The following is a 24,373-nucleotide window of genomic DNA, read 5'->3' on the forward strand; positions in this document are numbered from 1 at the left end:
GTCCAGGATAACGGGAGGGGTCAAATCCCGGCCGGGACGCTCACAGCACGAGGTTGTCGATGAGCCGGGTGCCGCCCACGTGCGCCGCCACGAGGGCGAGGGCCCCGGGCCGCGGCTCGACCGGCTCCAGGGTGCGGGGGTCGACGACGACGAGGTAGTCGAGCCGGACCCGGTCCGCGCTCCCGATCGGCTCGGCGTCGATCCGCCGCCGCGCGGCCCCGGGGTCCAGCTCCCCCGCGGCGAGCGCCCGGAGGGTGCGCGGGAGCACGAGCGCGGCCCGGCGCTGGGCGGGGTCCAGGTAGCGGTTGCGGGAGGACAGGGCCAGGCCGTCGTCGTCGCGCACGATGGGCACCGCGCGGACCGTGACGGGGAGGTCGAAGTCGGCGACCATCCGCCGCACGAGCAGCAGCTGCTGGGCGTCCTTCTCCCCGAAGTACGCCCGGAACACGGCTGGCACGGGCGGGGCCGTGATGTTCAGGAGCTTGTTGACCACCGTGAGGGCGCCGTCGAAGTGGCCGGGGCGGCTGGCGCCGTCGAGCACGGAGCCGAGCCGGCCGGAGCTCACGCGCACCAGGGGCTCCCCGTCCGGGTACATCTCGGCGGCGGACGGGGCGAACACGAGGTCGGCGCCGACGCGGGAGAGCAGCTCGACGTCGGCGTCGAGGGTGCGCGGATAGCGCTCCAGGTCCTCGTCCGGGCCGAACTGCAGGGGGTTGACGAAGACCGAGACCGCGACCACGTCGTTCTCGGCCCGGGCCAGGCGCACCAGGTGGCCGTGCCCCTCGTGCAGGGCGCCCATGGTGGGCACGAGGCCCAGCGACGGCCGCCGAGGGGACGCGGGGGCCGCACGGAGCCGGTCCGCGAGGGCCTCCCGGAACTCGCCGATGCCGCGGCAGACGCGGGGGGTGGGGGTGCTCACGGGGTGTCCTCTCCGCCGGTGCCGCCGGTCCCCGGGGTGAGCTCGAGGGCGGCGAGCACGGCGTCGTAGCGCGGGCGGTCGAGCAGCCCCCGGTCGAGGGCGCGGCGGGCGGTGACGCGGGCGAGGTCCAGGTAGGCCAGCAGGACGTCGTCGCCGCCGTGGCCGTGGGCGTACTCGTCGAGGGCGTCCCGGTGGGCGGCCACGGTCCCCGCGTCGCCGCGGGCCACCGGGCCGGTCAGGGCCGACTCCCCCGCGGCCAGGGCGTTGTCCAGGGTGGCCCGCAGCAGCGGGCCGGCCATGCGGTCGGGGTGCTCCACGCCGATGTCCCGCAGCACCTGCATGGACTGCCCGGCGACGGTCATCAGGTGGTTGGCGCCGTGGGCGAGGGCGGCGTGGTAGAGCGCGCGGTCCGCCTCCGCGACCACCACGGGCTCGGCGCCCATCTCGACCACCAGCGCCTGGGCGATGGGCAGCACCGGGGCGGGGGCGGTGATCCCGAACGAACAGTCGCTCAGCCGGGCCAGGTCCAGGCTCAAGCCCGTGAAGGTCATGGCGGGGTGGACCGCCAGCGGGATCGCCCCCAGCCGGCGGGCCGGGTCCAGGACGCCGGTGCCCCAGCGGCCCGCGGTGTGCACCACGAGCTGGCCGGCCTGCCACAGCCCGGCGTCGGCGAGGCCCTGCACGAGCCCGGGCAGCTCGTCGTCGGGCACCGCGAGGAGCACGAGCTCGGCCCGCTCGAGCACGGACGGGACGTCGAGGACGGGCACCCCGGGCAGGAGGGCCTCGGCCCGGTCCCGGCTGGCCTCGGAGACGGCGTTGACGCCGACGACGGCGTGGCCGGCGGCGCGCAGCGCGGCGCCCAGGACCGCGCCGACCTTCCCGGCGCTCACGACCCCGACCCCGAGGCGTCCGGGGCGGTCGGACGGGTGGGTCATGCTGTCTCCTGCCGGGGGGTCTGGGGGCGGCTCGGGCCGTCGGCCAGTCTACGGGCACCGGCCGCGTGCGCCGACTGCGCGGCGGCCAGGGCGCGGGCGTCCCCGGCGTCGAGGTGCGGGACGGCCACGGTGACCGGGCCGGGGGTGGAGTGCAGGTGGACGTCGGCGAGGCCGAGCGCCCGCTCGAGGGGTCCCTGGCTCAGCGCCACCGACTGGGTCTTCTCGTGGGGCAGCACCGCGGTGCGCCGGCTCAGGCGCCCGGAGCGCACCGCGAGGACGTCGCCGGTCGCGGCGAAGCCGGTCCGCCGGTGCACGAGGGGGTCCAGCCACCGGGCCCGGCGCGGGGAGGTGGTGAACCGGCCCTGCGCGCCCAGCCCGTGCAGGCCCTCCCGCAGCACCGCCGCGAGGTCCCCGTCCCGCGCCCCGGGCAGGGCCAGGTGCAGCACCTGGTGCACCTGGGGCAGGGTGCCGACGGGCAGCAGCGTGGAGCGCATGGCGTCGCCCTCCCCCGCCGCGGGCCCGTAGCCGGCCACGTTGACCCGCACCCGGTACCAGCCGAAGGGCCGCCAGAGCAGCGGCTGGTCCACGCCGAGGGCCTGGATCCGTCCCGCCGGCACGGTCTGGGAGCGGACGGAGAAGAGGCCGTAGCGCACGCGCATCCCCTCCGGGACGCGCAGCAGCCGGAAGGACCAGCCCTGCTCCACCCGGCGGTAGGAGACGGCCCCGAAGCTGACCAGACCGGGCAGCCAGGCCGCCAGCATCGCCGGGCCGGTGCGGGGGTCGGCCAGGAGGGCGAGCGGGGCGGCGGCCAGCAGCACGGCCAGGGCGAGGGCGGAGCCCGAGGCCAGCACGGAGCCGATCAGCCGCGGCACCGGCACCCCGAGCACCGGGCGCTCCTCGTCCCCGGCCACCGCCCAGGGCGCGGGCCGCCGCACGGGCGCGCCGGCCGGCGGCGGGACGGCGGGCCCCCGTGCCGGGGCGGCCAGGCCGAGCCGGCCCAGCAGCTCCCCGCGCAGCGCGCGGGCCTGGGCATGGGTGAGGTAGGACAGGGAGACCGCGGACTGCCCGGCGTCGGCCACCTCGAACTTCAGCTCGGCCAGCCCGAGCAGCCGGGGCAGGAACGGGCGGTGGATGTCGATGGCCTGCACCCGGTCCAGGCGGGCCTGCCGCTCCTGCCGGAAGAGCACCCCGGAGCGGATCCGGACGTGCTCGGGGGTCACCTGATAGCGGGTGAACCACCACGAGACCAGCACGGCCGCCGCGAACACGACCAGCACGACGCCCACGAGCCCGGCCAGCGCCCACCAGAAGAGGGCGCCCATCCGGGCGGGGTCGAAGTCCTGGGGCGGTCCGGCCTCCCCGAGGCCCAGGGAGGCGTTGAGGAGGTCGTCGAGCAGGATGTTGACCACGGCCCCGGCGATCACGATCATCGCGAGCCACCCCTTGACGACGGGCGTCAGGGGGTGGACACGGTGCCACTGCGGGGCCGCCGCGGGGGCCGGCGCAGCGCTCACAGGCCCGCCAGGAGGGCCTCGCCGCGGGCGGTGAGCCGCTCGCGCAGCCGGGACGCCTCGGCGTGCTCCACCCCGGGGATCTCGGCGTGGCTGCCCACGGCGGCGGTGTGCAGCTTCACGGTGGCCAGCCCGAAGCTGCGCTGCAGCGGGGAGACCGACACGTCCACGTACTGCATCCGCCCGTAGGGGATGACCGTGACCCGCTGGTAGAGCAGCCCCCGCCGCACGAGCAGGTCCTCGCCCCGCTCGGCGTAGCCGATGGCCCGGACGCGCCGCGGGGCCAGGAGCACGGAGACCAGTCCCGCCGCCAGGACGGCGGCCGGCAGGAGCGCCAGCAGCCCCAGCGGAGCCCCGCCCCACACGCCCGTGGCCGCCAGCACCGCCGGCCAGCCCAGGGCCGCGAGCCAGAACAGGGTGGACAGGAGCGTGGAGAGGACCACCACGGTGACGTGCCGGGGCGAGACCCGGGCCCAGGCCAGGCCCTCGGGGTCGATCGCGGGGTTGCTCAGGGGCACCCGGTCACCGGGCGTCCCGGCCCCGGGGCCGCCGGCGCTCTCGCGGGCGGATCTCTCGGGCATAACCACCTTCTCCCTCGGGGAGCTCCTTCTGCCGTCCCCTACGGTACTCGGCGCCCTCCTCCGCGTCGGGATCGTCGGGCGGCAGTTTGCAGAAGCCCTCCACGACCCACCCCACCACGACCAGGACGAGTCCCGCCCCGGCGTGGACCAGGCTCGCCCACAGCGGGCCCTGGTCGGAGCGCACGCTCACGAGCGCGAGCTGCTCCACGGCGACGGCGGCGTGCCAGCCCGTCAGCATCGCCCCCGCCCAGGCCACCGCCTGGGCGCCGGCGGCGGTGCGGGCCGCGATCAGCGGGTCGAAGCGCTCCGGGCGCTCCCCGTCCTGGTGGCGCTTGACCCGCACGCCGAGCACCACGAGCGCGACGGCGACGGCGGCGAGGGCCGCGAGCGAGGCCCACGGCAGGATCAGCAGCGGCCCGCCCGCCCCCGTCGACACCCGGTTCGCGGTCCAGCCGACGGCGCCGGCGGCGGCGGCGCACATCAGCAGGGCGGGGACCGTGAGCACGTGCACGGCGGTCCCCGTCAGTCCCCGTCCCCGCCGGGGGCGGGGAGCTCGCCGAGCAGGGGGACGGTGTCGGGCCCCAGGCCGCCGAGGTCGGCCGCCCGGCGGGCCAGCTCGGCGACGCTGCGCCCCTCGAGCGTGGCGCCGGGGTCCATCAGGGCCCAGGGCACGAGCACGAACGCGCGCTCGGCGGCGCGCGGGTGGGGCACGGTGAGGTCCGGCTCGTCCAGGCGCAGGCCGCCGTAGACCACGATGTCGACGTCGAGGGTGCGGGGCCCCCAGCGCTGGACGCGCCGGCGGTGGTGGCGCTCCTCGATCTCCTGGCACGCCCGGAGCAGCGCGAAGGGGCTCAGGTCGGTGTCCACCTCGACGACGGCGTTGAGGTAGTCGCCCTGTCCGCCCGGCCCGCCGACCGGCTTGGAGCGCACGACCGGCGAGGCCCGGGTCAGGGTGATCCGCGGGTGGTCGGCCAGGTCGTGGGCGGCCCGGCGCAGGGTGGCCTCCCGGTCGCCGAGGTTGGCGCCGAGGGCGAGGACGGCCAGGGTGCCCATCTCAGCGCTCCCGGTAGATCGTCACGGACACGTCGGAGAACGTCACCTCGATGGGCGCCTTGGGCTTGTGCACGGTGACCTCCACCGCCTCGAGCGGGAAGCGCTCGAGCAGCCGCCGGGCGATGCGCTCGGCGAGTGTCTCCAGCAGGTCGACGCTGGGGCCGATCACGATGTCCCGCACCTCCTCGGCGACCTCGCCGTAGTGGGCGGTCCGGGCGACGTCGTCCGAGGCTCCCGCCGCGGACAGGTCCAGGTACATGATCAGGTCCACGAAGAAGGGCTGCCCGCTGCGCTTCTCCTGGTCGAGGACCCCGTGGTAGCCGACCGCGCCGACCCCCAGGAGGTTGATCCGGTCACGGCGGTCCGTGGAGCGGCCGGAGGAGACGGGGACGTGCTGGCGGCCGGCCCGGTCCCCGGGGCGCAGCCGGGCGTCGGCGCCCTCGTGCGGCTCCCGGTTCACCGGAGCGCTCCGGGGGATCCTGCCGGCAGGGCGCCGGCGTCCGCGCCGGCGCCCGTCCCGGAGTCCGCGCCGGGACGCAGCAGGGCCGGTGCCACCCCGCGCCAGGCGTGCGCGGCGGCCACGGCGTCGACGCTCGCGCGCACGTCGTGCACGCGCACGCACCACGCGCCCGCCTGGGCGGACAGGGCGCTGACCGCGGCCGTGGCCGCGTCCCGCCCGGCGGCCGGGCGCGGGACGCCGCCCTGCGCGAGCAGGGTGCCGAGGAACCGCTTGCGGGACGCGGCCACGAGCACCTTGTGGCCGGTGGCGGTGAGGCGCGGCAGCGCCCGCAGCAGCTCCCAGTTCTGCGCCCCCCGCTTGTCGAAGCCCAGCCCGGGGTCCAGGATCAGGTTCTCCGGGGCCAGGCCGGCGGCCAGGCAGCGCCCCGCCAGCGCCTCGAGCTCGCCGAGCACGTCCCCGGCGACGTCGTCGTAGACGGCCCGCGAGTCGTGCACGTCGGGCAGGCCCCGGGCGTGCACGAGGACGTAGGGCGCCTGCCGCTCCGCGACCAGGTCGAGCATGTCCTGGTCCACGGCCAGCCCCGAGACGTCGTTGACGATGTGCGCCCCCGCGTCCAGGACGGCCTCGGCGGTCCGGGCGTGGAGCGTGTCGACGCTGAGCACCGCCCCGGCCGCGGCGAGGGCCTCGACCACGGGCAGGATCCGGCGCCGCTCCTCGGCGGAGGAGATCCGGTCGGAACCGGGCCGGGTGGACTCGCCGCCCACGTCCACGACGTCGGCGCCCTCGGCCATCAGGCGCAGCCCGTGCGCGATCGCGGTCTCGTGCCCGGCGTGCTGCCCGCCGTCGCTGAAGGAGTCGGGGGTGACGTTGAGGATGCCCATGACCAGCGTGCGCGCGGTGGGCAGGTCCGCGAAGGAGCCCCAGCCCGTGGGCCGGGGCGCCGGGTCGGCGCGGTGGGGGGTCGTCATCCGCTCAGTGCCCCAGGATGAGGCTCATCGCCTCGGCGCGGGTCGCGGTCTCGCGCAGCTGGCCCCGCACGGCCGAGGTGACGGTCATGGCGCCCGGCTTGCGCACCCCGCGCATGGACATGCACAGGTGCTCGCACTCGATCACCACGATCACGCCCGCCGGCTGGAGGTGCTCCACGATCGCCTCGACGATCTGCGTGGTCAGCCGCTCCTGGACCTGGGGCCGGCGCGCGTAGAGGTCCACGAGGCGGGCGAGCTTGCTCAGGCCGGTGACCATCCCGTCGTGGCCGGGGATGTAGCCCACGTGCGCGTGCCCGTGGAACGGGACGAGGTGGTGCTCGCAGGTCGAGTAGAAGGCGATGTCCTTCACGAGGACCATCTCGGAGTGGCCGATGTCGAAGGTCGTCCCGAGCACCTCGGCGGGGTCCTGGTGCAGTCCCGCGAACATCTCCGCGTACGCGCGCGCCACGCGCCCCGGGGTGCCCTGCAGACCGTCCCTGTCGGGGTCCTCCCCGATGGCCAGCAGCAGCTCGCGCACGGCCGCCGCGACCCGCGGCTGGTCCACCGCCCCGGCGCCGGCCTCCAGCGCGGGGGCCGGGTCGGGGTACGGCGGCTCGAACGCCTCCGCGCGCGGGTCGTGCGCGGTCGTCTGCTTCGTGCGGGCCTCGTGGGGCAACGCGCCCTCCTTCGGGATCGACCGGGTCTGCCGGGCGGAACGGGGGTCGGCGGACGCGACCGGCTGTCGCTCCATCCTAGGCCCGGGTCAGGGCGTGCCGGGTCCCGGGGCGCTCCCCGGCCCGGTCCCGGGGCTCCGGCCGGAGCCGCTCCCGGCGCTGCTCTCGGCGCCGGTGCCCGCGCCCTCCCCCGGCGGCACGGAGTGCCCGCGCTCGGGGACCTCGAGCGGGTGCTCGGGGTTGGCGGCGGCGGCCTGGTCCTGCGGGGCCAGGGTCGCGGGGTCCTGGGCGTGGAGCCGCCGGGCCTCCTCGCGCTCGGCCTGGGTGACCACCGGCGGGTCCTCGGACAGCGGCCGCGTGTCCTTGGACAGCCACACGGGACGCAGGTCCCGCTTGCGGATGTCGTGGAAGATGTCGGCGATCTGGGCCTCGTTGAGCGTCTCCTTCTCGAGCAGCTCGAGGGCCAGCCGGTCCAGGACCGGGCGGTTGTCCATCAGGATCGCGTGCGCCTCGTCGTGGGCCTGCTCGAGCAGGGCCCGCACCTCCTCGTCCACGATCGCGGCCGTGCGCTCGGAGTACTCCCGGCCGGAGCCGGCGGCGTCCCGGCCGAGGAACGGCTCGGAGCTGTCCCCGCCGAGCTTGATCGAGCCCACGCGGGCGCTCATGCCGTACTGGGTGACCATCTTGCGGGCCGTGTCGGTGGCCTTCTGGATGTCGTTGGAGGCCCCGGTGGACGGGTCCCGGAACACGATCTCCTCCGCCGCGCGCCCGCCCATGGCGTAGGCCATCTGGTCGAGCAGCTCGTTGCGGGTCGTGGAGTACTTGTCGTCCAGGGGCATGACCATGGTGTAGCCGAGGGCGCGGCCGCGGGGCAGGATCGTGATCTTGGTGACCGGGTCCGTGTTGCGCAGGGCGGCGGCCACGAGGGCGTGCCCGCCCTCGTGGTAGGCGGTGACCTTGCGCTCGAGCTCCTTCATGATCCGGCTGCGCTTCTGCGGCCCGGCGATCACGCGGTCGATCGCCTCGTCCACGGCGCGGTCGTCGATGAGCTGGGCGTGGGAGCGGGCGGTCAGCAGCGCCGCCTCGTTCATCACGTTGGCGAGCTCCGCGCCGGTGAAGCCGGGGGTGCGCTTGGCCACGGCGGGGAGGTCCACGTTGTCGGCCAGCGGCTTGCCCTGCGAGTGCACCCGGAGGATCTGCAGGCGGCCCTTCATGTCGGGGGCCTCCACGCCGATCTGCCGGTCGAAGCGGCCGGGGCGCAGCAGCGCCGGGTCGAGGACGTCGGGGCGGTTGGTCGCGGCGATCAGGATGACGTTGGTCGTGGCGTCGAAGCCGTCCATCTCGACGAGCAGCTGGTTGAGGGTCTGCTCCCGCTCGTCGTTGCCCCCGCCCATGCCCGCGCCGCGCTGGCGGCCCACGGCGTCGATCTCGTCCACGAAGATGATGGCGGGCGCGTTCTCCTTCGCCTGCTGGAACAGGTCGCGCACCCGGGAGGCCCCCACGCCCACGAACATCTCGACGAAGTCGGAGCCGGAGATCGAGAAGAACGGGACCCCGGCCTCACCGGCCACCGCCCGCGCGAGCAGCGTCTTGCCGGTGCCGGGCGGGCCGTAGAGGAGCACGCCCTTGGGCACCTTGGCGCCGAGGGCGGTGAAGCGGTCCCGCTCCACGAGGAACTGCTTGATCTCGTCGAGCTCCTGCACCGCCTCGTCCGCGCCGGCGACGTCGGCGAAGGTCACCGTGGGGTTGTCCTTGTCGAACATCTTGGCCCGCGAGCGGCCGAAGCGCATGACCTGGGACCCGCCGCCCTGCATCCGGGAGAACACGAACCAGAAGATGGCCAGGATGATCAGGAACGGCAGCATGAAGCCGAGCAGGCTCGTGAACCAGTTCGACTCGACCGGCTGGTCCGTGAAGCCCTCGAGGTCCGCCGCGTTCATCGCCTCGACGACCTCGTCCCCGCGGGGGGTGACGTAGTAGAACTCCACGCTGCGCCCGAGGTCCCGGCCGTCGAGGGAGAGGTCCTCCTCGAGCTGGAGCTCGACCTTCTGCTGGCCGTCGTAGATCTTGGCCTCGGACACCTGGCCGTCGCGGAGCAGCTGCAGGCCCACGTTGGTGTCCACGCGCCCCGAGGAGCCCGTGGTGAGCGTGCCCACCAGGGGGAACAGGATCAGCGCGGCCAGGAGGACCCAGAACCAGGGTCCTCTGAAGAAGTTGTTGGGTTTTTTCGCCGTGGCCAAGCCGCTGATCCTCCCGTGGATGGTTGTCCGGCCCCTCGGGCCGGGCCCGCCCAGGGCCGGGGGTCCAGGGGACGCAGACCTACAATGTACAGCCCGGACTCCGGCTCCCGCCCCGGACGGGCCGGGAGTTCCCTGTCAGCGGACAGCCGCCCGGGGCGCGGCCTCCGGGCTCACTCGTAGACGTGCGGGGCCAGGGTCGCGATGCAGTCGAGGTTGCGGTACTTCTCGGCGTAGTCGAGCCCGTAGCCCACGACGAACTCGTTGGGGATGTCCCAGCCCACGTACTTGACGTCGATCGCGGTCTTCGCCGCCTCCGGCTTGCGCAGCAGGGCGCAGATCTCCACCGAGGCCGTCCCGCGGGACTCCAGGTTGGCGCGCAGCCAGGACAGAGTCAGCCCGGAGTCGATGATGTCCTCCACGATGAGCACGTCCCGGCCGGTGAGGTCCGTGTCGAGGTCCTTCAGGATGCGGACCACGCCCGAGGACTTCGTCCCGGAGCCGTAGGAGGACACGGCCATCCAGTCCATGGGGTACTGCCCCTGGAGCGCCCGGCACAGGTCGGCCATGACCATCACCGCGCCCTTGAGCACGCCCACGAGCAGGACGTCCCGGCCCCGGTAGTCGGCGTCCACGGCCGCGGCCAGCTCGGCGATCCTCGTGTCGATCTCTTCCTTGGTGTACAGGACCTCGGTGAGATCCCCCTGGACGTTCTCAGCCTTCACGGCGCTCCTCGTGTGATGCGGATGCGGGTCGGGTGGTGTCCGCGGGCCCCGGGCGGACGAGCTCCAGATGTCCCGGGCCGCGGGTGCCCGCCGCCGGGCGGCGCCACACGGACACCTTACCCGCCATCTGCACGGGCCCCGCGGCGCCGTGCCCCGCCGCGAACTCGTCCAGCGCGCCGAGCCGCTCGTGGGCGGGGGTCTGCCCGCCGGCGGCCACCACGGCGGCCGACAGGGCGCGGCGGCGCAGCGCGGGGTGGGCCGCCCGGACGGTGGCGAGGTCGAGGGCCAGGGATCCGGGCAGCTCGGGGGCCGCGGCGCGGGCGCGCTCGAGCAGCTCGGCCGCGGCGCGCTCGAGGTAGTCCGCGTCCGGGCCCAGGATCGCCGCGGAGCGCGCCAGGGCGCGGGCCAGCCCGGGGCCGAGCTCGTCCTCCAGCAGCGGGAGCACGCGGTGGCGGACCCGCGAGCGCATCAGGGTGGTGTCCCGGTTCGTGGGGTCGTGCCAGGGCTCGAGCTGCTCGGCGGCGCAGATCCGCAGGGTCTGCTCGCGGGAGAGGTCGAGGAACGGCCGGAGGTAGGTGACGCCGTCGAGCTCGCGCACGGGCGGCATCCCGGCCAGCGAGCGGGTGCCGGAGCCGCGGGCCAGGCCCAGCAGCACGGACTCCGCCTGGTCGTCCAGGGTGTGGCCGAGCAGCACGGCGTCGGCGCCCGTCCGGGCCACGACCTCCGCGATGCCGGCGTAGCGGGCGGTGCGGGCCGCCATCTCGGGCCCGCCCGCGTCCCGGCGCACGGTCACGGCGGTGACGGCCACGGGGGCCAGCCCGGTCCGCTCGAGCGTGCCGGCGGTGCGGGCCGCGACCGCCGCGGAGTCCTCCTGCAGGCCGTGGTCGACCACCACCGCGCCGACGCGCAGGGTGCCGCGGCGGGCGAAGTGGGCCGCCACGGCGGCCAGGGCGAGCGAGTCGGGGCCGCCGCTGCAGGCGACGAGCACGAGCGGGGTCCGTCCGGGCTCCCGGGGGACGTGCTCCTGCACGGAGGCGAGCACGCGGCGCCGCCCCGCGGCGACGTCCGGGGACAGTCGGCCGCGGCGGGCGAACTGGGTCACCGGCGGGCGTCCTCGCGCTCGCTCGCGGCCTGCTGGTTCTGCGACTCCCGCACGGCCAGGCGCACGACCTTCGCGAGGGTCGGGGCGGTCTCGCCGAGCAGGTCGAGGGCGGCCTCCAGCTCGTGCCGCGGGACCACGTGGGCGAGGGCCGCCACGGCGTTGGTCTCGCTGTGGATGCCCGCCTGGATCTGCGTGGTGGACAGCACGGGCTGCGAGGCCTCGACGGCGGCGAGGGTCTCCTCGATGTCCGGGGTGCCGATGCGCTGCTCCAGCATCACCAGGCGCTCGTAGACCGCCGGGTTGCCGATCTTGATCCGGCGGCCGCTGTTGAGCTGCGACAGCATGGGGGCGGAGAGGCCGAGGACCTCGGCCAGTCGCCGCTGCGTGATGCCGTAGGCCTGGACGACCGTGCCGAAGCGCTCCGACAGGGGCTGGCCGTACAGCTTGACCTGCTGTTCGATGTTCTCTGTGCTCACGTAAAAATCTTGTCACACAATGGTGATCCGTCCTACCGCGTGTCGCGCTGTGACCGGGGCCTCACAGACCATGACGCGGACCCGTACATTGCATGAATCTGCATGTCAAACCGGGGTGCGTGGTCCCTATCACACTTTCGGCGGCTCCGGGGCCGGAACGGGCGGCAGGGTCGGGGATCCCGGGCCCAGCACGCGCTCGATCCATCGCTCGGGGGCGTGGATCTCGGCCTCGCTCGGCAGGTGGTCCGGGGACTCCCAGACGCGGTTGAACCGCTCCAGGCCCACGGTGGCCACCACGGTCGAGACGAACCGCTGGCCGTCGCTGTACTGGCGCATCTTCGCGTCCATCCCGAGCAGGCGCCGGACGAAGCGGTCGAGGCTGCCCTGCAGCTCGGAGCGCCGTTCGAAGCGCCGCCGGATGGTCCTGACGGAGGGCACCACCGAGGCGTCCACCCCGTCCATCACGAAGTTCGCGTGCCCCTCCAGCAGACTCATCACCGCGGTGAGGTGGGAGAGCACCTCCCGCTCCCGCCGGCCCATGAGCAGGCCCACCACGCCGAGGGACGCCCGGGGCTCCTCCGCTCCCCCGCCGCGCCCGGGCAGGGACCGGACCGCCTCCGTGAGCCGAGCCCCGAGGGTCTCGGCGTGGCCCATGAGCGAGTCCGCGAGCTCGTTGATCTGCTCGATCATGTGCTCCCGCAGCCAGGGGGCGGCGGCGAACTGGACGCGGTGGGTCTGCTCGTGCAGGCAGACCCACAGCCGGAAGTCCTCCGGCTCGACGTTGAGCTCCCGCTCGACCGTGAGGATGTTGGGCGCCACCAGCATGAGCCGTCCGCCGGGGTGCCGCCGGGCGGCAGCGGCGGAGACCATCCCGGCGTACGGGTCGTACTGGCCGAGGACCTTCGCCGAGAGGAAGCCGAGCACCGCGGCCATCTCCATGGCCGTGGCCGTGCCGCCGAGCGCGGTGGCGGCCGCGCCGAACTGCTCCGGGCGGCGCCGGCGCAGGGCCTGCACCGCCGGCTCCATGAGCACCTGGAAGGCCTGGGCGTTGGCCTTCGACCAGCCGGCCCGGTCCACGACCAGCACGGTGGAGTCCCGCAGGTCCCGGGCGGCCTCGAGGCCCGTGATCCGGTGCACGTGGTCCACCGACGCCTCGGCGTGGCGACGCAGGGAGGCCACCGCCGCCTGCATGGCCCGGGCGTTCATCCTGGGCCCCGGAGGGGTCAGCCGGGCGGCGGCCGAGGCCGCGAGGTCCCACCGGACGATCCCGGGCGCCTCGGCCTCGGTCTCCGGCGGTCGTTGTGCTGCGCTCATGGCCTCATGCAACCACACGCCCCTGGGAGGCCCCGGCACCGTCCGTCACAGTCGGGCGAGGGCCGCCACGGCACGGTCCACGGCGTCCCGGGCCGCGGCCGGGTCGGTGACCTCGTTGAGCACCACCGAGAACGTCAGCAGCCGCCCCCGTTCCGTGCTGACGTGGCCGCCGAGGGAGACCACGGAGTTCAGCGTGCCCGTCTTCGCCCGCGCCAGGCCGCGCGCGGAGCGCTCGGCGTCGTCGTCGAACCGGTCCTCGAGGGTGCCGCTGCCGCCGGCCACCGGAAGGGCCCGGGCGCCCGGGGTCAGCGTCCCCGTGGGGTCCGTGAGGAGCAGCCGCACCACGTGCTCGATCGTGCGGGCGGGGAGCCGGTCGGCCAGGGACATCCCGGACGCGTCGGAGAGCACGACCCCGTCCGTGCGCACCCCGTGCGCCTCGAGCGCCGCGGCCGCGGCGGCGCGGCCGCCCTCGATGCTCGCGGGCCGGTCCGCGGCCCGGGCCGCGAGCCGCGAGAGGACCTCCGCGAGGTGGTTGTCGGACTCCCTCAGCATGAGCCCGGTCTGCTCGGCGAGGGTCGCGGACTCCACGGCGGCCAGCTCGGGCGCGCCCTCGGGCGCCCGGCCGGGGGCGACGACGGGCACGGGCACCGGCGGCCCGTCCGCGGCGAGCCGGGCCGCGAGCTCGGCCGCGAAGACCTCGGCGACGTCCTGCGCCGCGTTCCGGGGCCGCTCGGGGCCGGGGCCCTCCCCCGCGGGCACGTGGTGGGACCAGAGGGCCAGGGGCGCGACCGGGCCGATCTGGCCCGCCGCGATGTCGCCGGGCGCCCAGTCCGCGTTCACGGCCGGGCCCGTGAACAGGCTGGCGTCCCACCGCACGGTGGTGGGCGCGGGGGCTCCCCGCCCGGCGAGGGCCCGGGCCGTCTCCTCCGCCAGGGTCCGGATCCCGGCCCGGCCCAGCACGGCGTCCGGGTCGGAGCGGCCCGGGCTCAGGAGGGTGTCCCCGCCGCCGACGAGCACCACCGCCCCGGGCTCCCGGCCCTGGACCACCGTGGTGCGCAGCCGCCGGCCGGGGTCGGCGTGGGTGAGCACGGACAGCGCCGTGACGAGCTTCTGGTTCGAGGCGGGGACCAGGGGGACGTCCGGGTCCCGCTCGAGCAGGCGCTCTCCGGTGAGGGCGTCGGCCACGACCACGGAGCGCCGCCCGGCGGGGGCGCCGGCGAGCGCGGGGTCCACCGCCGCGGCCACCTCCCCGGGGCGGGGCACGGGGGCGTCCGGGTCCGGGGGCACCGCCCCCGCCGGGGCGGGCGCCTGCGCCGGGAGCACGCGGGCGGCGGGGAGCTGCCCGCCGTCCGCACCCGGCCCGGGGGGCCAGTGGGGGTGCAGCCAGCCCGCCACCGCGAGGCAGCCGGTGGCGAGCAGCGCCGTCAGGACGCGGCGGCCACGGCCCGGGCGGGCCCGCGGCCCCCGCCCGGCGGGGGGACCGTGGCGTGGGGGACTGCTCATGGGCCCCATTGTGGTCCCCGCGGCGGCGCGGCCGCGGCTGCCGCGCGGGTCCCCGGCGGGCACGGTCCCGGCCCGGGCGGTTACCGCCGCCCGCGGGGCCGCCGCTATCGTGGGTCCCGGATCTGCCCCACCCACACCGGGTGGTGCGGCCGCGCGCGGCCGCTCTGAGCCCCTTCCGGCCCGTCCGGGCCTTCCCAGCACGAGGAGAGACACCATGGAGTTGGACGTCACCATCGAGATCCCCCGGGGATCGCGCGTCAAGTACGAGATCGACCACGAGACCGGCCGCCTGCGCCTGGACCGCGTCCTGTTCACGTCGATGCAGTACCCCGCCCACTACGGCTACTTCGAGGACAGCCTGGGCGAGGACGGCGACCCCCTGGACGCCCTCGTGCTGCTGGACTTCGAGATCGTCCCGGGCGTGCTCGTGGAGTCCCGCCCCATCGCCGTGTTCAACATGAACGACGAGGCCGGCGGGGACGCCAAGATCCTCTGCGTGTCCACGGACAAGCGCTACGACCACATCCAGGGCCTCGACGACATCGACGAGTTCAAGCTCAAGGAGATCCAGCACTTCTTCGAGCGCTACAAGGACCTCGAGCCCAACAAGTGGGTCAAGGGCGAGGGCTGGGAGGGCCGGGAGACCGCGGAGCGCCTCGTCGAGGAGGCCCGCGAGCGCTTCGAGAAGTCGCACTACGAGTCGGCCGCCGAGGCCGAGGAGAAGGCCCCGTCCACCGACTGAGCGGACGGGCGCACCGGCGAGGGGCCGGGGACCGGTGGTCCCCGGCCCCTCGCACGGGCGGGGGGTCCCGGCCGGGTGCGGACGCGACGCCACGTGACGGGCACCCTACAGAGACTCCATGATTTTCGTTATATTGGGATCGGCCGGCTCAGCCGGCCCGACGGTCCCGGGATGCATCCCCCCATCGGCATCCGGGCCGTCGACCGGGATCGAGGTCGCCGGAGCGCACCCGCGAGGTGCCCGGTGGCGGCGGGGGTCCCCCCACCCGCGCCGCATCCCACCGATCTCTCCCGGTCCATCCCGGCGGGCCGGTTGCCGGCCCGCCGGGAGTCGGCCGGCGGGTCTGCGGACCTGCCGGCCGATCCCCGTTCCGCCTCCTTGTGACGTCCGGTGCCTGTGGTTCGATGGAGCCGGACCCGGGACGGACCCGGAGCCGTCGGAAGGATGCGCATGTTCCTGCTGGGCCCCGAGGCGGACCTCGTCTTCTCCGCGAGCGACCTGGTGCGCGCGGCCCAGTGCCCCTACGCGAACCTGTGCGTGCTGGACGAGACGCTGGGCCGGGCGCCCCGCAGCGCCCCCCGTCGGGACCCGATGCTGGCCCGCACGGCCGAGCTGGGCGACGCCCACGAGCACCGGGTCCTGGCCGCCCACCGGGAGGCCTTCGGCCCCTGGGACGCGGCGACCGGGCGGGGCGTGCACGAGGTCGAGCCGGCCCGGCGCATGGACCGGGACGAGCTGACGGCCAAGCACGCCGAGACGCTGCACGCCCTGCGCGCCGGCGCGGACGTCGTCTTCCAGGCCTCCTTCTTCGACGGCAGCTTCCACGGCCGCGCCGACTTCCTCGTCCGCCGCCCTCACGGCGCGTACGCGGTGCACGACACCAAGCTCGCCCGGCACGCGAAGGTCACCGCTCTGCTCCAGCTCGCCGCCTACGCGGACCAGCTCGAGCGGGCCGGCGTGGCCGTGGCCCCCGAGGTCACCCTGGTCCTCGGCGACCGGCGGGAGGCGGTCTTCCCGCTCTCCGAGCACCTGGCGGTCCACCGCGAGCGCCGGGAGCGGTTCGTCGCGGCCGCCGCCGCGCACCGGGCGCGGACGGGCCCCGTGGACTGGCAGGACGACGGCGTCGCCCGCTGCGGCCGGTGCGAGCACTGCACCCGGGCCGTGGCGGAGCACCGGGACCTGCTGCTGACGGCGGGGCTGTCCGTGCGGACGCGCCGGGCGCTGCGCGAGCGGCACGGGGTGCGCACCGTGGACGAGCTCGCGGTGCTGCCGGACCGGGGGCTCCCGGCGGCGGTCCGGCGGCTGCGGGACCAGGCCGCCATGCAGACCGGCCGGGGTGGTGCGGACGGCGCGGTCGAGTACCCGAAGGACGGCGGCACCCGCCGGGTCGCCTACCGGGTCACGAGCAGGGAGCCGCTCCGGCGGCTGCCCGCCCCCGACGCCGGGGACGTGTTCTTCGACTTCGAGGGCGACCCGCTGTGGCAGGACCCCCGGGACCCGGCGTCCTGGGGGCTCGAGTACCTCTTCGGCGTCGTCGAGCAGCCCCCCGCGCCCGGCGCCGCCCCCGTCTTCCGGCCGTTCTGGGCGCACTCCCGGGCCGAGGAGCGGGAGGCGCTGCGGGCCTTCCTGGACTACGTGGCCGAGCGCCGCGCCCGCTTCCCCGGCATGCACGTGTACCACTACGCCGACTACGAGAAGGCCGCCCTGCGCCGGCTCTCGCTCGTGCACGCGGTGGGCGAGGACGCCGTGGACGAGCTGCTGCGCGAGAACGTCCTGGTGGACCTCTACGACACCGTGCGCGGGAGCCTGCGGCTGTCGGAGCGCTCGTACTCCATCAAGGCGCTGGAGCCGCTCTACATGGGCGCGCACCTGCGCGCCGGGGACGTGCTGGACGCCGGCGCGTCGGTGGTCGCCTACGCCGACTGGTGCACGGCCCGGGAGGCCGGGCAGGAGGACGCCGCGGCGCGGCTCCTGGCCGGGATCGCCGACTACAACGAGTACGACTGCCTCTCCACCCTGCGGCTGCGGGACTGGCTGCTGGGCCTCGCCGGGATCTCCCCGGACCCGGCGGACCACCCGCCGCGCCCCGCCCAGGAGCGGCTCGAGCCGCCCGGGGAGCTGCCGGACGCCGGGATGACCGGCGCCGAGCACCGCCTGCACGAGCACCTGGAGGACCCGCGGACCCGGGACGCCCTGACGGAGGAGGAGCGCACGGCCGTCGCGATGGTGGCCTCGGCCACCGGCTACCACCGGCGCGAGCGCAAGCAGTACTGGTGGTCCCACTTCGACCGCCTCGAGGGTCCCGTCGAGGACTGGGAGGACAGCCGCGACGTGTTCGTGGTCCGGCGCGCGGAGGTCCTCGAGGACTGGGCGCAGGACCCGGCGAAGCGCCGCGGTGCCGCGCCCGTCCGGCTGCTGCGCCTCACGGGCCGCTTCGGGGAGGGCTCGACCCCGAGGCCGGGCACCGCCGGGCTGTTCCTGATGTACGGGGCCCCCGTGCCCGCGCACCTGGCCGAGGACGCCGCCCGGCGCGGCAGCGGCCGCGCCGGGGACTGGACCGCCGCGCTCGAGGACCTCGAGGAGCACGAGGACGGCACCGCGGTGCTCACCGTGCGCGAGCGGCTGCGGAAGCCGAGGGACGGGCCGGCCCCCGAGCCCTGGGCGGAGCTGCCGCTCGCGCTGGGCCCGGCCCAGCCGATCGCCACGCGCTCCCTCGAGGAGGCGCTGCAGGACCTGGCCGCGCGCACGGCCGACGCCCTGCCGGGGCTGCCGGACCAGCCCGGCCTCGAGCTGCTCCGGCGCCGTGCGCCGAGGCCTGCGGGCGGCGGTCCCCTGCCGCGTCCGCACGAGGGTCCCGACGGCACGGTCGACGCCGTGGTGCGGTCCCTGCGCACCCTCGACCGCACCTTCCTCGCCGTCCAGGGGCCTCCGGGCAGCGGCAAGACGTTCCTGGGCTCCCACGTCATCGGCCGGCTCGTGGAGGCGGGCTGGCGGATCGGGGTGGTGGCGCAGTCCCACGCCGTCGTGGAGAACCTGCTCACGGGGGTGCTCGAGAAGGGCGGGGTGGCCCCCGAGCGGGTCGGCAAGAAGCCGTCCTCCTCCCGGGCCGCGGACCGGCAGGTGCCGTGGTGCGACGTCCCGGGGAAGGACTTCGCGGCGTTCCTCGCGGACGGCGGCGCCGTGGTCGGCGGCACCGCCTGGGACTTCTCCAACGCCCGGAACCTGGAGGACGAGGCGCTCGACCTGCTCGTGGTGGACGAGGCCGGGCAGTACTCGCTCGCCAACACCCTGGCCGTGTCCCGCGCCGCGCGGCGCCTGCTGCTGCTGGGAGACCCGCAGCAGCTGCCCCAGGTCTCCCAGGGCACCCACCCCCTGCCCGTGGACGAGTCGGCCCTGGGCTGGCTCTCCCGGGGATCCCCCACCCTGCCCGCCGAGCACGGCTACTTCCTGGACCGCACCTGGCGGATGCACCCGGCCCTGTGCGAGCCGGTCTCCGAGCTGTCCTACGCGGGCCGGCTCGGGTCCGCCCCGGCCGCGGGCCGCCGCGAGCTCACCGGCGTGCCCCCCGGCCTGCGGATCTGCTCCGTGGAGCACACCGGCAACCGCACGTCCTCGCCCGAGGAGGCCCGGCGCGTGGTGGAGCTGGCCCGGGAGTTCGTCGGGACGCCCTGGCGCTCCGGCCCCGACGCCCTCCCCCGGGCGCTGACGCCCGAGGACGTGCTCGTGGTGGCCGCCTACAACGCCCAGGTGGAGCTGATCGGCCGCGAGCTCACCGCCGCGGGGCTGCGGGATGAGGAGGGCGGCGGGGTGCGCGTGGGCACCGTCGACCGGTTCCAGGGCCAGGAGGCGCCCGTGGTGATCGTCTCGATGGCCGCCTCCGCCGCCGACGGCCCGCGCGGCATGGAGTTCCTGCTCTCGCCCCACCGGCTCAACGTGGCCGTCTCCCGGGGGCAGTGGTGCGCCGTGCTGGTGCGCTCCCCCGACCTGACGGACTACCTGCCCGCCACCCCGGAGGCGCTGCAGGTGCTGGGCCGCTTCACGCGGCTGTGCCGCCACGGACGGCCCGCGGGGCTGCCGTGAGCCGCGACCGCGTGCCCTACGTCCTGCACTTCGAGTCCCGGACGGTGGTGCTCGGGGAGCCGGCGCACCTGGAGGAGCTGGACGCCCTGCTGCGCCGCGCCGACGTCCCGACCCGCCCGACCTACTGGCACGGCATGCGGCGCGAGGACCCGGGGGCGGCGCTCAACAGCGTGGGCACCGACCTGACCGCCGCGCAGTTCTGGGACCGGGTGGACGCCGGGGCCTTCGCCGCCGCCCGCTGGCCCGTGGACCTCGACGGCCCCCTCTACCTGCCGGCCCCGCCGGACTGGCTGCAGCGGGCCCGGGCCTGGGAGTACGACCCCCTGGCCCCTCCCCTGGGCGCCGCGGCACCGGGCGGGTGGCTGCGGGTCCCCGGCTGGGCGGGCACCGAGAACACCGACGCCGGGGCGCCCGTGGGGCTGCTCCAGCTGACCGACCCGGACTCCTTCTGGGTGCTCGGCTCCGACGCCGACCTGGCGGAGGTCGCCGCCACGGCCCGGGAGCTGACCCGGTTCCGGCAGGGCTTCGACCGGCTCACCGCCTACTTCGGCCCCGACGACCGGATCGGCTGCCTGCGCCTGCCGCTGGTGTGCCGGGAGCCCCTGGAGGACGAGCTGCTGGTGCAGGGCGTCGACATCGAGCCGAGGTTCTGGGAGTGAGGCCCCGCCGCGCCCCCGCTCCGCGGCGGCCCGTGTGACCGATACTGGGACCGTGTACGTCGTGACCCTGGAGCAGCGCCGCCGCGAGGCCGGCGACCTCGCGCCGGGCCTCCTGCGCCGCCTCGCGGAGCTGGAGACCGTGGTGCCGTTCCAGCGCGCCCGGGCGCGCACGGTCCAGGGCATCACCGCGGACCCCGGTGCGGCAGTCGCGGCCGCGCTGGCCGGGCTGCGCGGCGGGGCCTGGCGGGTGGGGATCGGCGTGGGACCGGTCCGGTTCGAGAGCGCGACCGACCCGGAGGGCCGCACGGGCCTGCGGGCCGACGGGCCCGGGGCGGCGCACGGGCACCGCGCCGCCGAGGCCGCCGCCGGGCGGGTGCCGGTGTGCGTGGCCGCCGAGGACGCCCCCGCCGCGGCGCAGGCGCAGGCCGTGCTGCGGCTGCTGGGCGGGATCGTGGCGGAGCGCACCGACGCGGAGTGGCGCGTGGTGGACCTGCTCGTGCCGGGGGCCCGCGGGCAGCAGAAGCTCGTGGCCGCCGAGCTCGGCATCTCCCCGCAGGCCGTGTCCAAGGCGGTCGCGCGCACCCGGTGGCAGGAGGAGTGGGACGCCCGGCCCGCCGCGGCCCGGCTGCTGGACCTGTGCGAGCCGGCCCCGGACGGGCCGGCGCACGGCGGGGCTCAGGGCTCGACGATGAACCCCTCGGAGAGCATCCACTCGTAGGCGACGTCGGCGGGATCCCGGCCCTCGACGTCCACCTGGCGGTTCAGCTCCTGCATGACGTCGTCGGTCAGCGCCGCGGAGATCGGCTCCATGATCTCCTCCACCCGCGGGAACTCCTCCAGCAGCTCGGTGTTGTACACCGGCGCCGCGTTGTAGGCGGGGAAGAACTGCCGGTCGTCCTCCAGCACGGTCAGGTCCAGGGCGGGGATGCGCCCGTCCGTGGAGAAGACCTCCCCGAAGTTGCACTCCCCGTCGTCCGTGGCCGAGTAGATGGCGCCGGTGTCGTAGATGCCGATGTTGTCCTCCGGCACCTCGCTGCCGCGGTCCAGGCCGTAGTGGGCGAGCAGGGGCGTGAGCCCGTCGCTGCGGGAGTTGAACTCGGACTCCACGCAGAAGGTGCGCTCCGCCACGGGCAGGGACGCGATGTCCGAGATCGTCTCCAGGTCGTTGGCCTCCGCGTACTCGGAGCGCACGGCCAGGGCGTAGGTGTTGTTGAGGGCGGCCGGCTGCCCCCACGTCAGCCCGTTCTCGAGGTCGGCCTCGCGCACGGCCTCCCACTGCTCCTGCTGGTCGGGGATGCCGGTCTCGTTGCCCATGTACGTCAGCCAGGCCGTGCCGGTGTACTCGAACGTGAGGTCGGCGTCGCCGCTGAGCATGAGCTCGCGCACGGGCTGGGAGCCGGGGACGTTGGTGATGTCCTCGGTCTCGAAGCCCGCGGCCTGCATGGCCAGCACCGCGATCTTGCCGAGGATGAGCTGCTCGGTGAAGTTCTTGGACGTCACCCGCACCTCCGTGTCCTCCGCGCCCTCGACGGGCTCGATGGAGCCGGGATCGGCGGCGGGGACGTAGGCGGTGGAGGGCTCGAGCCCGCACCCGGTCAGGAGCAGGCCGGCGCAGGAGAGCAGCAGGGCGCCGCCGGCGGCACGGGAGGTTCTCATCGCAGTCCCTTCGGGCGCGCGACGTGCTCCACCACGCGGCCGATCCAGTCGATGGTGAGCGCGAGCAGCGCCACCAGGATCGAGCCGGCGATGAGCACCCGCACGAGGTTGAGGTTGACCCCGGTCGTGATGAGCAGGCCGAGGCCGCCGCCGTTGACGAACGTGGCCAGGGTCGCGGTGCCGACCACCAGGATCAGGGCGGTGCGGACCCCGGCCAGCATGACGGGCACGGCCAGGGGCAGCTCCACGCGGAACAGGACGGACGCGGCGCTCATCCCCATGCCGCGGCCGGCCTCCACGAGGCTGCGGTCCACGCCGTCGAGGCCGACCATGGTGTTCTTGAGCACGGGCAGGATGGCGTAGACGATGAGCGCGACCACCGCGGCCTGGAAGCCGAAGCCGAACCAGAAGGCGAACAGGACGATCAGGCCCACCGCCGGGGCGGCCTGGCCGATGTTCGCCAGCGCGATCACCGGGCCGGTGAGGAAGCGCAACGGCCTGCGGGTCAACAGGATGCCCACCGGGATCGCGATCAGCAGCACCACCACCGTGGCCACGACGGTGAGCTGCAGGTGCTCCACGGTGTAGCCCCACAGGGACCCGGGGCTCAGGGTCACGGCCTCCGTCTCCGTGAGGTCCGCCGTGGACAGCCACAGCACGAGCAGCCCCAGCGCCGCGAGGATGATCAGGGGCTGCAGGAGCAGGCCCTTCCAGGTGTGCTGGTCGGTGTCGACCGGGGCCGGGCGGGGCCCGGCGGCGTCACCGGGGTCCTGCTCCTCCGCGGCGGGGCGCTCGGTCTGCGTGCTCATCGGTCCCCTCCTCCGGAGCTCGTGCTCACGGCGGGCATCTCGCCCGTGTTGTGGCCCAGCGGCGCGTCCTCCGCGGCGACGGCCCGGCGGGCCTCGGTGATCGCGGCCATGACGGTCTCCACGTAGATGACGCCTTCGAACACGTCCCGGGACCCCACCACCAGGGCGGCCCCGGTGCTGGAGACGAGCATCGTGTCCAGGGCGTCGTTGAGCGTGGAGCCCGTGCCGACCAGGGGCAGGCGCTCGTTGCGCTCCGCGGGGACGGTGCCGAAGCGCTCCAGCTGCCGGCGGGAGGGCCAGGACAGCGGCCGGCCGCGGTCGTCGAGGACCACGACGTCGCGGGTGCCCGCCTCGTCGGCGCGCCCGAGCACCGCCCGGACGTCCTCGCCCGGACGGGTGGTCACCGCGGGCACGAGGTCGACCTCCCGGACGCGGGTGAGGGTGAGCTGCTTGAGGCCCGCGCCCGAGCCGATGAAGTCCTCCACGAACTCGTCGGCGGGCTCGGCGAGGATCCGCTCCGGGGCGTCGTACTGCACGATCCGGGCACCCTCGTCGAAGACCGCGATCCAGTCGCCGAGCTTGACGGCCTCGTCGAAGTCGTGGGTCACGCACACGATGGTCTTCTGCAGCTCGTGCTGGATGTTGATGAGCTCGTCCTGGAGCCGCTGGCGGGTGATGGGGTCCACCGCACCGAAGGGCTCGTCCATGAGCAGCACGGGCGGGTCCGCGGCGAGGGCCCGGGCCACGCCGACCCGCTGCTGCTGCCCGCCGGAGAGCTCCCGGGGATAGCGGTCGCGGTAGACGGCCGGGTCCAGGGAGACCAGCTCGAGGAGCTCGTCCACCCGGGCGGCGATGCGCCCGCGGTCCCAGCCGAGCATCTTCGGGACCATGCCGATGTTGGTGGCCACGCTCATGTGCGGGAACAGCCCGCCGGCCTGGATGACGTAGCCGATGCCGCGGCGCAGCTCGTCGCCGTTCATCGAGGTCACGTCCTGGCCGTCGATGACGATCCGGCCCTCGGTGGGCTCGATGAGCCGGTTGATCATCTTCAGCGTGGTGGTCTTCCCGCACCCGGAGGGCCCCACGAGCATGACGATGCTGCCGGCGGGGATCTCCAGGGTCAGGCCGTCGACCGCGGCGCGGGCCTGCCCGGGGTAGCGCTTGGAGACGTTCTCCAGCAGGATCCGGGCGCCGGTGACGGAGGAGTCGGTGCTGGTGGTGGTCACGGAGTCAGACACGGATACCTCGCGATGTGGTGAGTCGGCCGAGCAGCACGAGCAGCCCGTCCAGGATGAGTGCGACGACGATGACGGCGACGACGCCGGTGACCACCGACGCGAACGAGTTGGCGCCCCCGAGGCGCGACAGGCCCGAGAAGATGAAGCCGCCCAGCCCCGGGCCCAGTACGTAGGCCGCGATGGCGGCCACGCCCATCACCATCTGCGCCGAGACCCGCATGCCGGCCTGGATGACCGGCCAGGCCATCGGCAGCTCCACGCGCAGGAAGGTCGCCGCGCGGCCCATGCCGAGCCCGCGCGCGGCCTCCACCGTGGACGGCGGGACCCCGGCCAGCCCGACCACCGCGTTGCGCAGCACGGGCAGGACGGCGAAGAAGGTGACGACGACGACGGCGGGGGTCACCCCGAAGCCCAGGGGCGCGATCAGCAGGCCGATGAGCGCGAAGGAGGGGATCGTCAGGCCCACGGCGGAGAGATTGTTGGCCACGGCGGTGAGCCGCGGCGAGCGGTAGCACAGGGCCGCGAGGCCCACGGCGAGGACGGTGGCCAGGACCAGGCACTGGACCACCAGGGAGAAGTGCTGCCACGAGGAGAAGAGGATCTGCTCCCACCGGTCGGACACGTACTCGATCACGGTGCACCCCTCCGTCGTCGTCGATGACGTCGTCACCCGGTCTACCCGAAACCCTACCATTCCGGATTTCTGGAGGTGACGAAGGTCACAGCGGTGC

The 24,373-nt window shown here is 75.4% G+C and carries 23 protein-coding genes; 4 read left to right on the plus strand and 19 right to left on the minus strand.

The genetic code is table 11. The annotated features are described in order from the left end of the window. Positions 1-40: 40 nt before the first annotated feature. The 15 genes from panC to dacB form a co-directional block, all read right to left on the minus strand. Positions 41-919, minus strand: a complete 879-nt coding sequence (panC, locus tag QYM41_RS12845) for a pantoate--beta-alanine ligase (RefSeq protein ID WP_368800157.1) — start codon at positions 917-919, stop codon at positions 41-43. Next, positions 916-1,854: a Rossmann-like and DUF2520 domain-containing protein gene (locus tag QYM41_RS12850; protein ID WP_368800158.1), complete on the minus strand. Its 939-nt coding sequence runs from the start codon at positions 1,852-1,854 to the stop codon at positions 916-918. The genes panC and QYM41_RS12850 overlap by 4 nt, the downstream gene beginning before the upstream one ends. Further along, positions 1,851-3,368: a PH domain-containing protein gene (locus QYM41_RS12855; RefSeq protein WP_368800159.1), complete on the minus strand. Its 1,518-nt coding sequence runs from the start codon at positions 3,366-3,368 to the stop codon at positions 1,851-1,853. The genes QYM41_RS12850 and QYM41_RS12855 overlap by 4 nt, the downstream gene beginning before the upstream one ends. Beyond that, on the minus strand, positions 3,365-3,877 hold the full coding sequence (locus QYM41_RS12860) for a PH domain-containing protein (protein ID WP_368800249.1): 513 nt from the start codon (positions 3,875-3,877) through the stop codon (positions 3,365-3,367). The genes QYM41_RS12855 and QYM41_RS12860 overlap by 4 nt, the downstream gene beginning before the upstream one ends. 10 nt (positions 3,878-3,887) lie before the next feature. Then, positions 3,888-4,457 carry a DUF3180 family protein gene (locus tag QYM41_RS12865; protein WP_368800160.1) on the minus strand — a complete coding sequence of 190 codons (570 nt, stop codon included), beginning with the start codon at positions 4,455-4,457 and terminating at the stop codon, positions 3,888-3,890. Positions 4,458-4,468: 11 nt separating this feature from the next. Beyond that, positions 4,469-4,999, minus strand: coding sequence for a 2-amino-4-hydroxy-6-hydroxymethyldihydropteridine diphosphokinase (gene folK / locus QYM41_RS12870; RefSeq protein ID WP_368800161.1), 531 nt, complete (start codon positions 4,997-4,999; stop codon positions 4,469-4,471). A 1-nt stretch (position 5,000) separates the two neighbouring features. Beyond that, a complete protein-coding gene (gene folB / locus QYM41_RS12875) occupies positions 5,001-5,459 on the minus strand; it encodes a dihydroneopterin aldolase (RefSeq protein WP_368800162.1) in 459 nt (152 codons plus the stop codon). After that, positions 5,456-6,427 (minus strand): dihydropteroate synthase, encoded by a 972-nt coding sequence (gene folP / locus QYM41_RS12880; RefSeq protein WP_368800163.1) that lies wholly within the window; start codon positions 6,425-6,427, stop codon positions 5,456-5,458. The genes folB and folP overlap by 4 nt, the downstream gene beginning before the upstream one ends. A 4-nt stretch (positions 6,428-6,431) precedes the next feature. Beyond that, positions 6,432-7,178 carry a GTP cyclohydrolase I FolE gene (folE, locus tag QYM41_RS12885; protein ID WP_368800164.1) on the minus strand — a complete coding sequence of 249 codons (747 nt, stop codon included), beginning with the start codon at positions 7,176-7,178 and terminating at the stop codon, positions 6,432-6,434. Positions 7,179-7,190: 12 nt separating this feature from the next. Then, positions 7,191-9,341 (minus strand): ATP-dependent zinc metalloprotease FtsH, encoded by a 2,151-nt coding sequence (gene ftsH, locus QYM41_RS12890; protein WP_368800165.1) that lies wholly within the window; start codon positions 9,339-9,341, stop codon positions 7,191-7,193. A 170-nt stretch (positions 9,342-9,511) separates the two neighbouring features. After that, positions 9,512-10,063, minus strand: a complete 552-nt coding sequence (gene hpt / locus QYM41_RS12895; protein WP_368800166.1) for a hypoxanthine phosphoribosyltransferase — start codon at positions 10,061-10,063, stop codon at positions 9,512-9,514. After that, positions 10,053-11,165 carry a tRNA lysidine(34) synthetase TilS gene (tilS, locus tag QYM41_RS12900; protein ID WP_368800167.1) on the minus strand — a complete coding sequence of 371 codons (1,113 nt, stop codon included), beginning with the start codon at positions 11,163-11,165 and terminating at the stop codon, positions 10,053-10,055. The genes hpt and tilS overlap by 11 nt, the downstream gene beginning before the upstream one ends. Further along, positions 11,162-11,641: a DNA-binding protein gene (locus tag QYM41_RS12905; RefSeq protein ID WP_368800168.1), complete on the minus strand. Its 480-nt coding sequence runs from the start codon at positions 11,639-11,641 to the stop codon at positions 11,162-11,164. The genes tilS and QYM41_RS12905 overlap by 4 nt, the downstream gene beginning before the upstream one ends. Before the next feature lie 129 nt (positions 11,642-11,770). After that, positions 11,771-12,955, minus strand: a complete 1,185-nt coding sequence (locus QYM41_RS12910; protein ID WP_368800169.1) for a zinc-dependent metalloprotease — start codon at positions 12,953-12,955, stop codon at positions 11,771-11,773. Positions 12,956-13,000: 45 nt separating this feature from the next. Next, positions 13,001-14,458 (minus strand): D-alanyl-D-alanine carboxypeptidase/D-alanyl-D-alanine endopeptidase, encoded by a 1,458-nt coding sequence (gene dacB, locus QYM41_RS12915; protein ID WP_368800170.1) that lies wholly within the window; start codon positions 14,456-14,458, stop codon positions 13,001-13,003. 214 nt (positions 14,459-14,672) lie between these two features. Here dacB and QYM41_RS12920 point away from each other — a divergent pair, with 214 nt between their 5' ends. From QYM41_RS12920 to QYM41_RS12935, 4 genes are all read left to right on the plus strand, one after another. Then, the gene (locus QYM41_RS12920) at positions 14,673-15,200 is read left to right on the plus strand and encodes an inorganic diphosphatase (RefSeq protein WP_368800171.1); all 528 of its coding nucleotides are present in this window, start codon (positions 14,673-14,675) and stop codon (positions 15,198-15,200) included. 450 nt (positions 15,201-15,650) lie between these two features. Next, positions 15,651-19,280 carry a TM0106 family RecB-like putative nuclease gene (locus QYM41_RS12925; RefSeq protein ID WP_368800172.1) on the plus strand — a complete coding sequence of 1,210 codons (3,630 nt, stop codon included), beginning with the start codon at positions 15,651-15,653 and terminating at the stop codon, positions 19,278-19,280. Next, positions 19,277-19,939, plus strand: coding sequence for a hypothetical protein (locus QYM41_RS12930; protein ID WP_368800173.1), 663 nt, complete (start codon positions 19,277-19,279; stop codon positions 19,937-19,939). Before QYM41_RS12925 ends, QYM41_RS12930 begins: the two co-directional genes overlap by 4 nt. A gap of 52 nt (positions 19,940-19,991) precedes the next feature. Beyond that, the gene (locus QYM41_RS12935) at positions 19,992-20,657 is read left to right on the plus strand and encodes a hypothetical protein (RefSeq protein ID WP_368800174.1); all 666 of its coding nucleotides are present in this window, start codon (positions 19,992-19,994) and stop codon (positions 20,655-20,657) included. Here QYM41_RS12935 and QYM41_RS12940 read toward each other — a convergent pair. Genes QYM41_RS12940 through QYM41_RS12955 form a run of 4 tightly spaced genes read right to left on the minus strand, consistent with a single transcriptional unit; the run spans position 20,615 to position 24,276 of the window. Beyond that, positions 20,615-21,595, minus strand: coding sequence for a glycine betaine ABC transporter substrate-binding protein (locus QYM41_RS12940; RefSeq protein WP_368800175.1), 981 nt, complete (start codon positions 21,593-21,595; stop codon positions 20,615-20,617). The genes QYM41_RS12935 and QYM41_RS12940 overlap by 43 nt on opposite strands. Beyond that, positions 21,592-22,404, minus strand: coding sequence for an ABC transporter permease (locus QYM41_RS12945; RefSeq protein ID WP_368800176.1), 813 nt, complete (start codon positions 22,402-22,404; stop codon positions 21,592-21,594). The genes QYM41_RS12940 and QYM41_RS12945 overlap by 4 nt, the downstream gene beginning before the upstream one ends. Continuing rightward, on the minus strand, positions 22,401-23,642 hold the full coding sequence (locus QYM41_RS12950) for an ABC transporter ATP-binding protein (protein ID WP_368800177.1): 1,242 nt from the start codon (positions 23,640-23,642) through the stop codon (positions 22,401-22,403). The genes QYM41_RS12945 and QYM41_RS12950 overlap by 4 nt, the downstream gene beginning before the upstream one ends. Further along, positions 23,635-24,276, minus strand: coding sequence for an ABC transporter permease (locus QYM41_RS12955; protein WP_368800178.1), 642 nt, complete (start codon positions 24,274-24,276; stop codon positions 23,635-23,637). The genes QYM41_RS12950 and QYM41_RS12955 overlap by 8 nt, the downstream gene beginning before the upstream one ends. Positions 24,277-24,373 lie beyond the last annotated feature (97 nt).

Source organism: Kocuria oxytropis (assembly GCF_040981195.1).
Classification (GTDB): Bacteria; Actinomycetota; Actinomycetes; order Actinomycetales; family Micrococcaceae; genus Kocuria; species Kocuria oxytropis.

Bases quoted from the DNA above. Each gene is read 5' to 3' on its own strand.
- QYM41_RS12850 (WP_368800158.1), bottom strand. From the start codon at position 1,854: ATGACCCACCCGTCCGACCGCCCCGGACGCCTCGGGGTCGGGGTCGTG.
- folK (WP_368800161.1), bottom strand. From the start codon at position 4,999: ATGGGCACCCTGGCCGTCCTCGCCCTCGGCGCCAACCTCGGCGACCGG.
- folP (WP_368800163.1), bottom strand. From the start codon at position 6,427: ATGACGACCCCCCACCGCGCCGACCCGGCGCCCCGGCCCACGGGCTGG.
- folE (WP_368800164.1), bottom strand. From the start codon at position 7,178: ATGGAGCGACAGCCGGTCGCGTCCGCCGACCCCCGTTCCGCCCGGCAG.
- QYM41_RS12910 (WP_368800169.1), bottom strand. From the start codon at position 12,955: ATGAGCGCAGCACAACGACCGCCGGAGACCGAGGCCGAGGCGCCCGGG.
- dacB (WP_368800170.1), bottom strand. From the start codon at position 14,458: ATGAGCAGTCCCCCACGCCACGGTCCCCCCGCCGGGCGGGGGCCGCGG.
- QYM41_RS12920 (WP_368800171.1), top strand. From the start codon at position 14,673: ATGGAGTTGGACGTCACCATCGAGATCCCCCGGGGATCGCGCGTCAAG.
- QYM41_RS12925 (WP_368800172.1), top strand. From the start codon at position 15,651: ATGTTCCTGCTGGGCCCCGAGGCGGACCTCGTCTTCTCCGCGAGCGAC.
- QYM41_RS12940 (WP_368800175.1), bottom strand. From the start codon at position 21,595: ATGAGAACCTCCCGTGCCGCCGGCGGCGCCCTGCTGCTCTCCTGCGCC.
- QYM41_RS12945 (WP_368800176.1), bottom strand. From the start codon at position 22,404: ATGAGCACGCAGACCGAGCGCCCCGCCGCGGAGGAGCAGGACCCCGGT.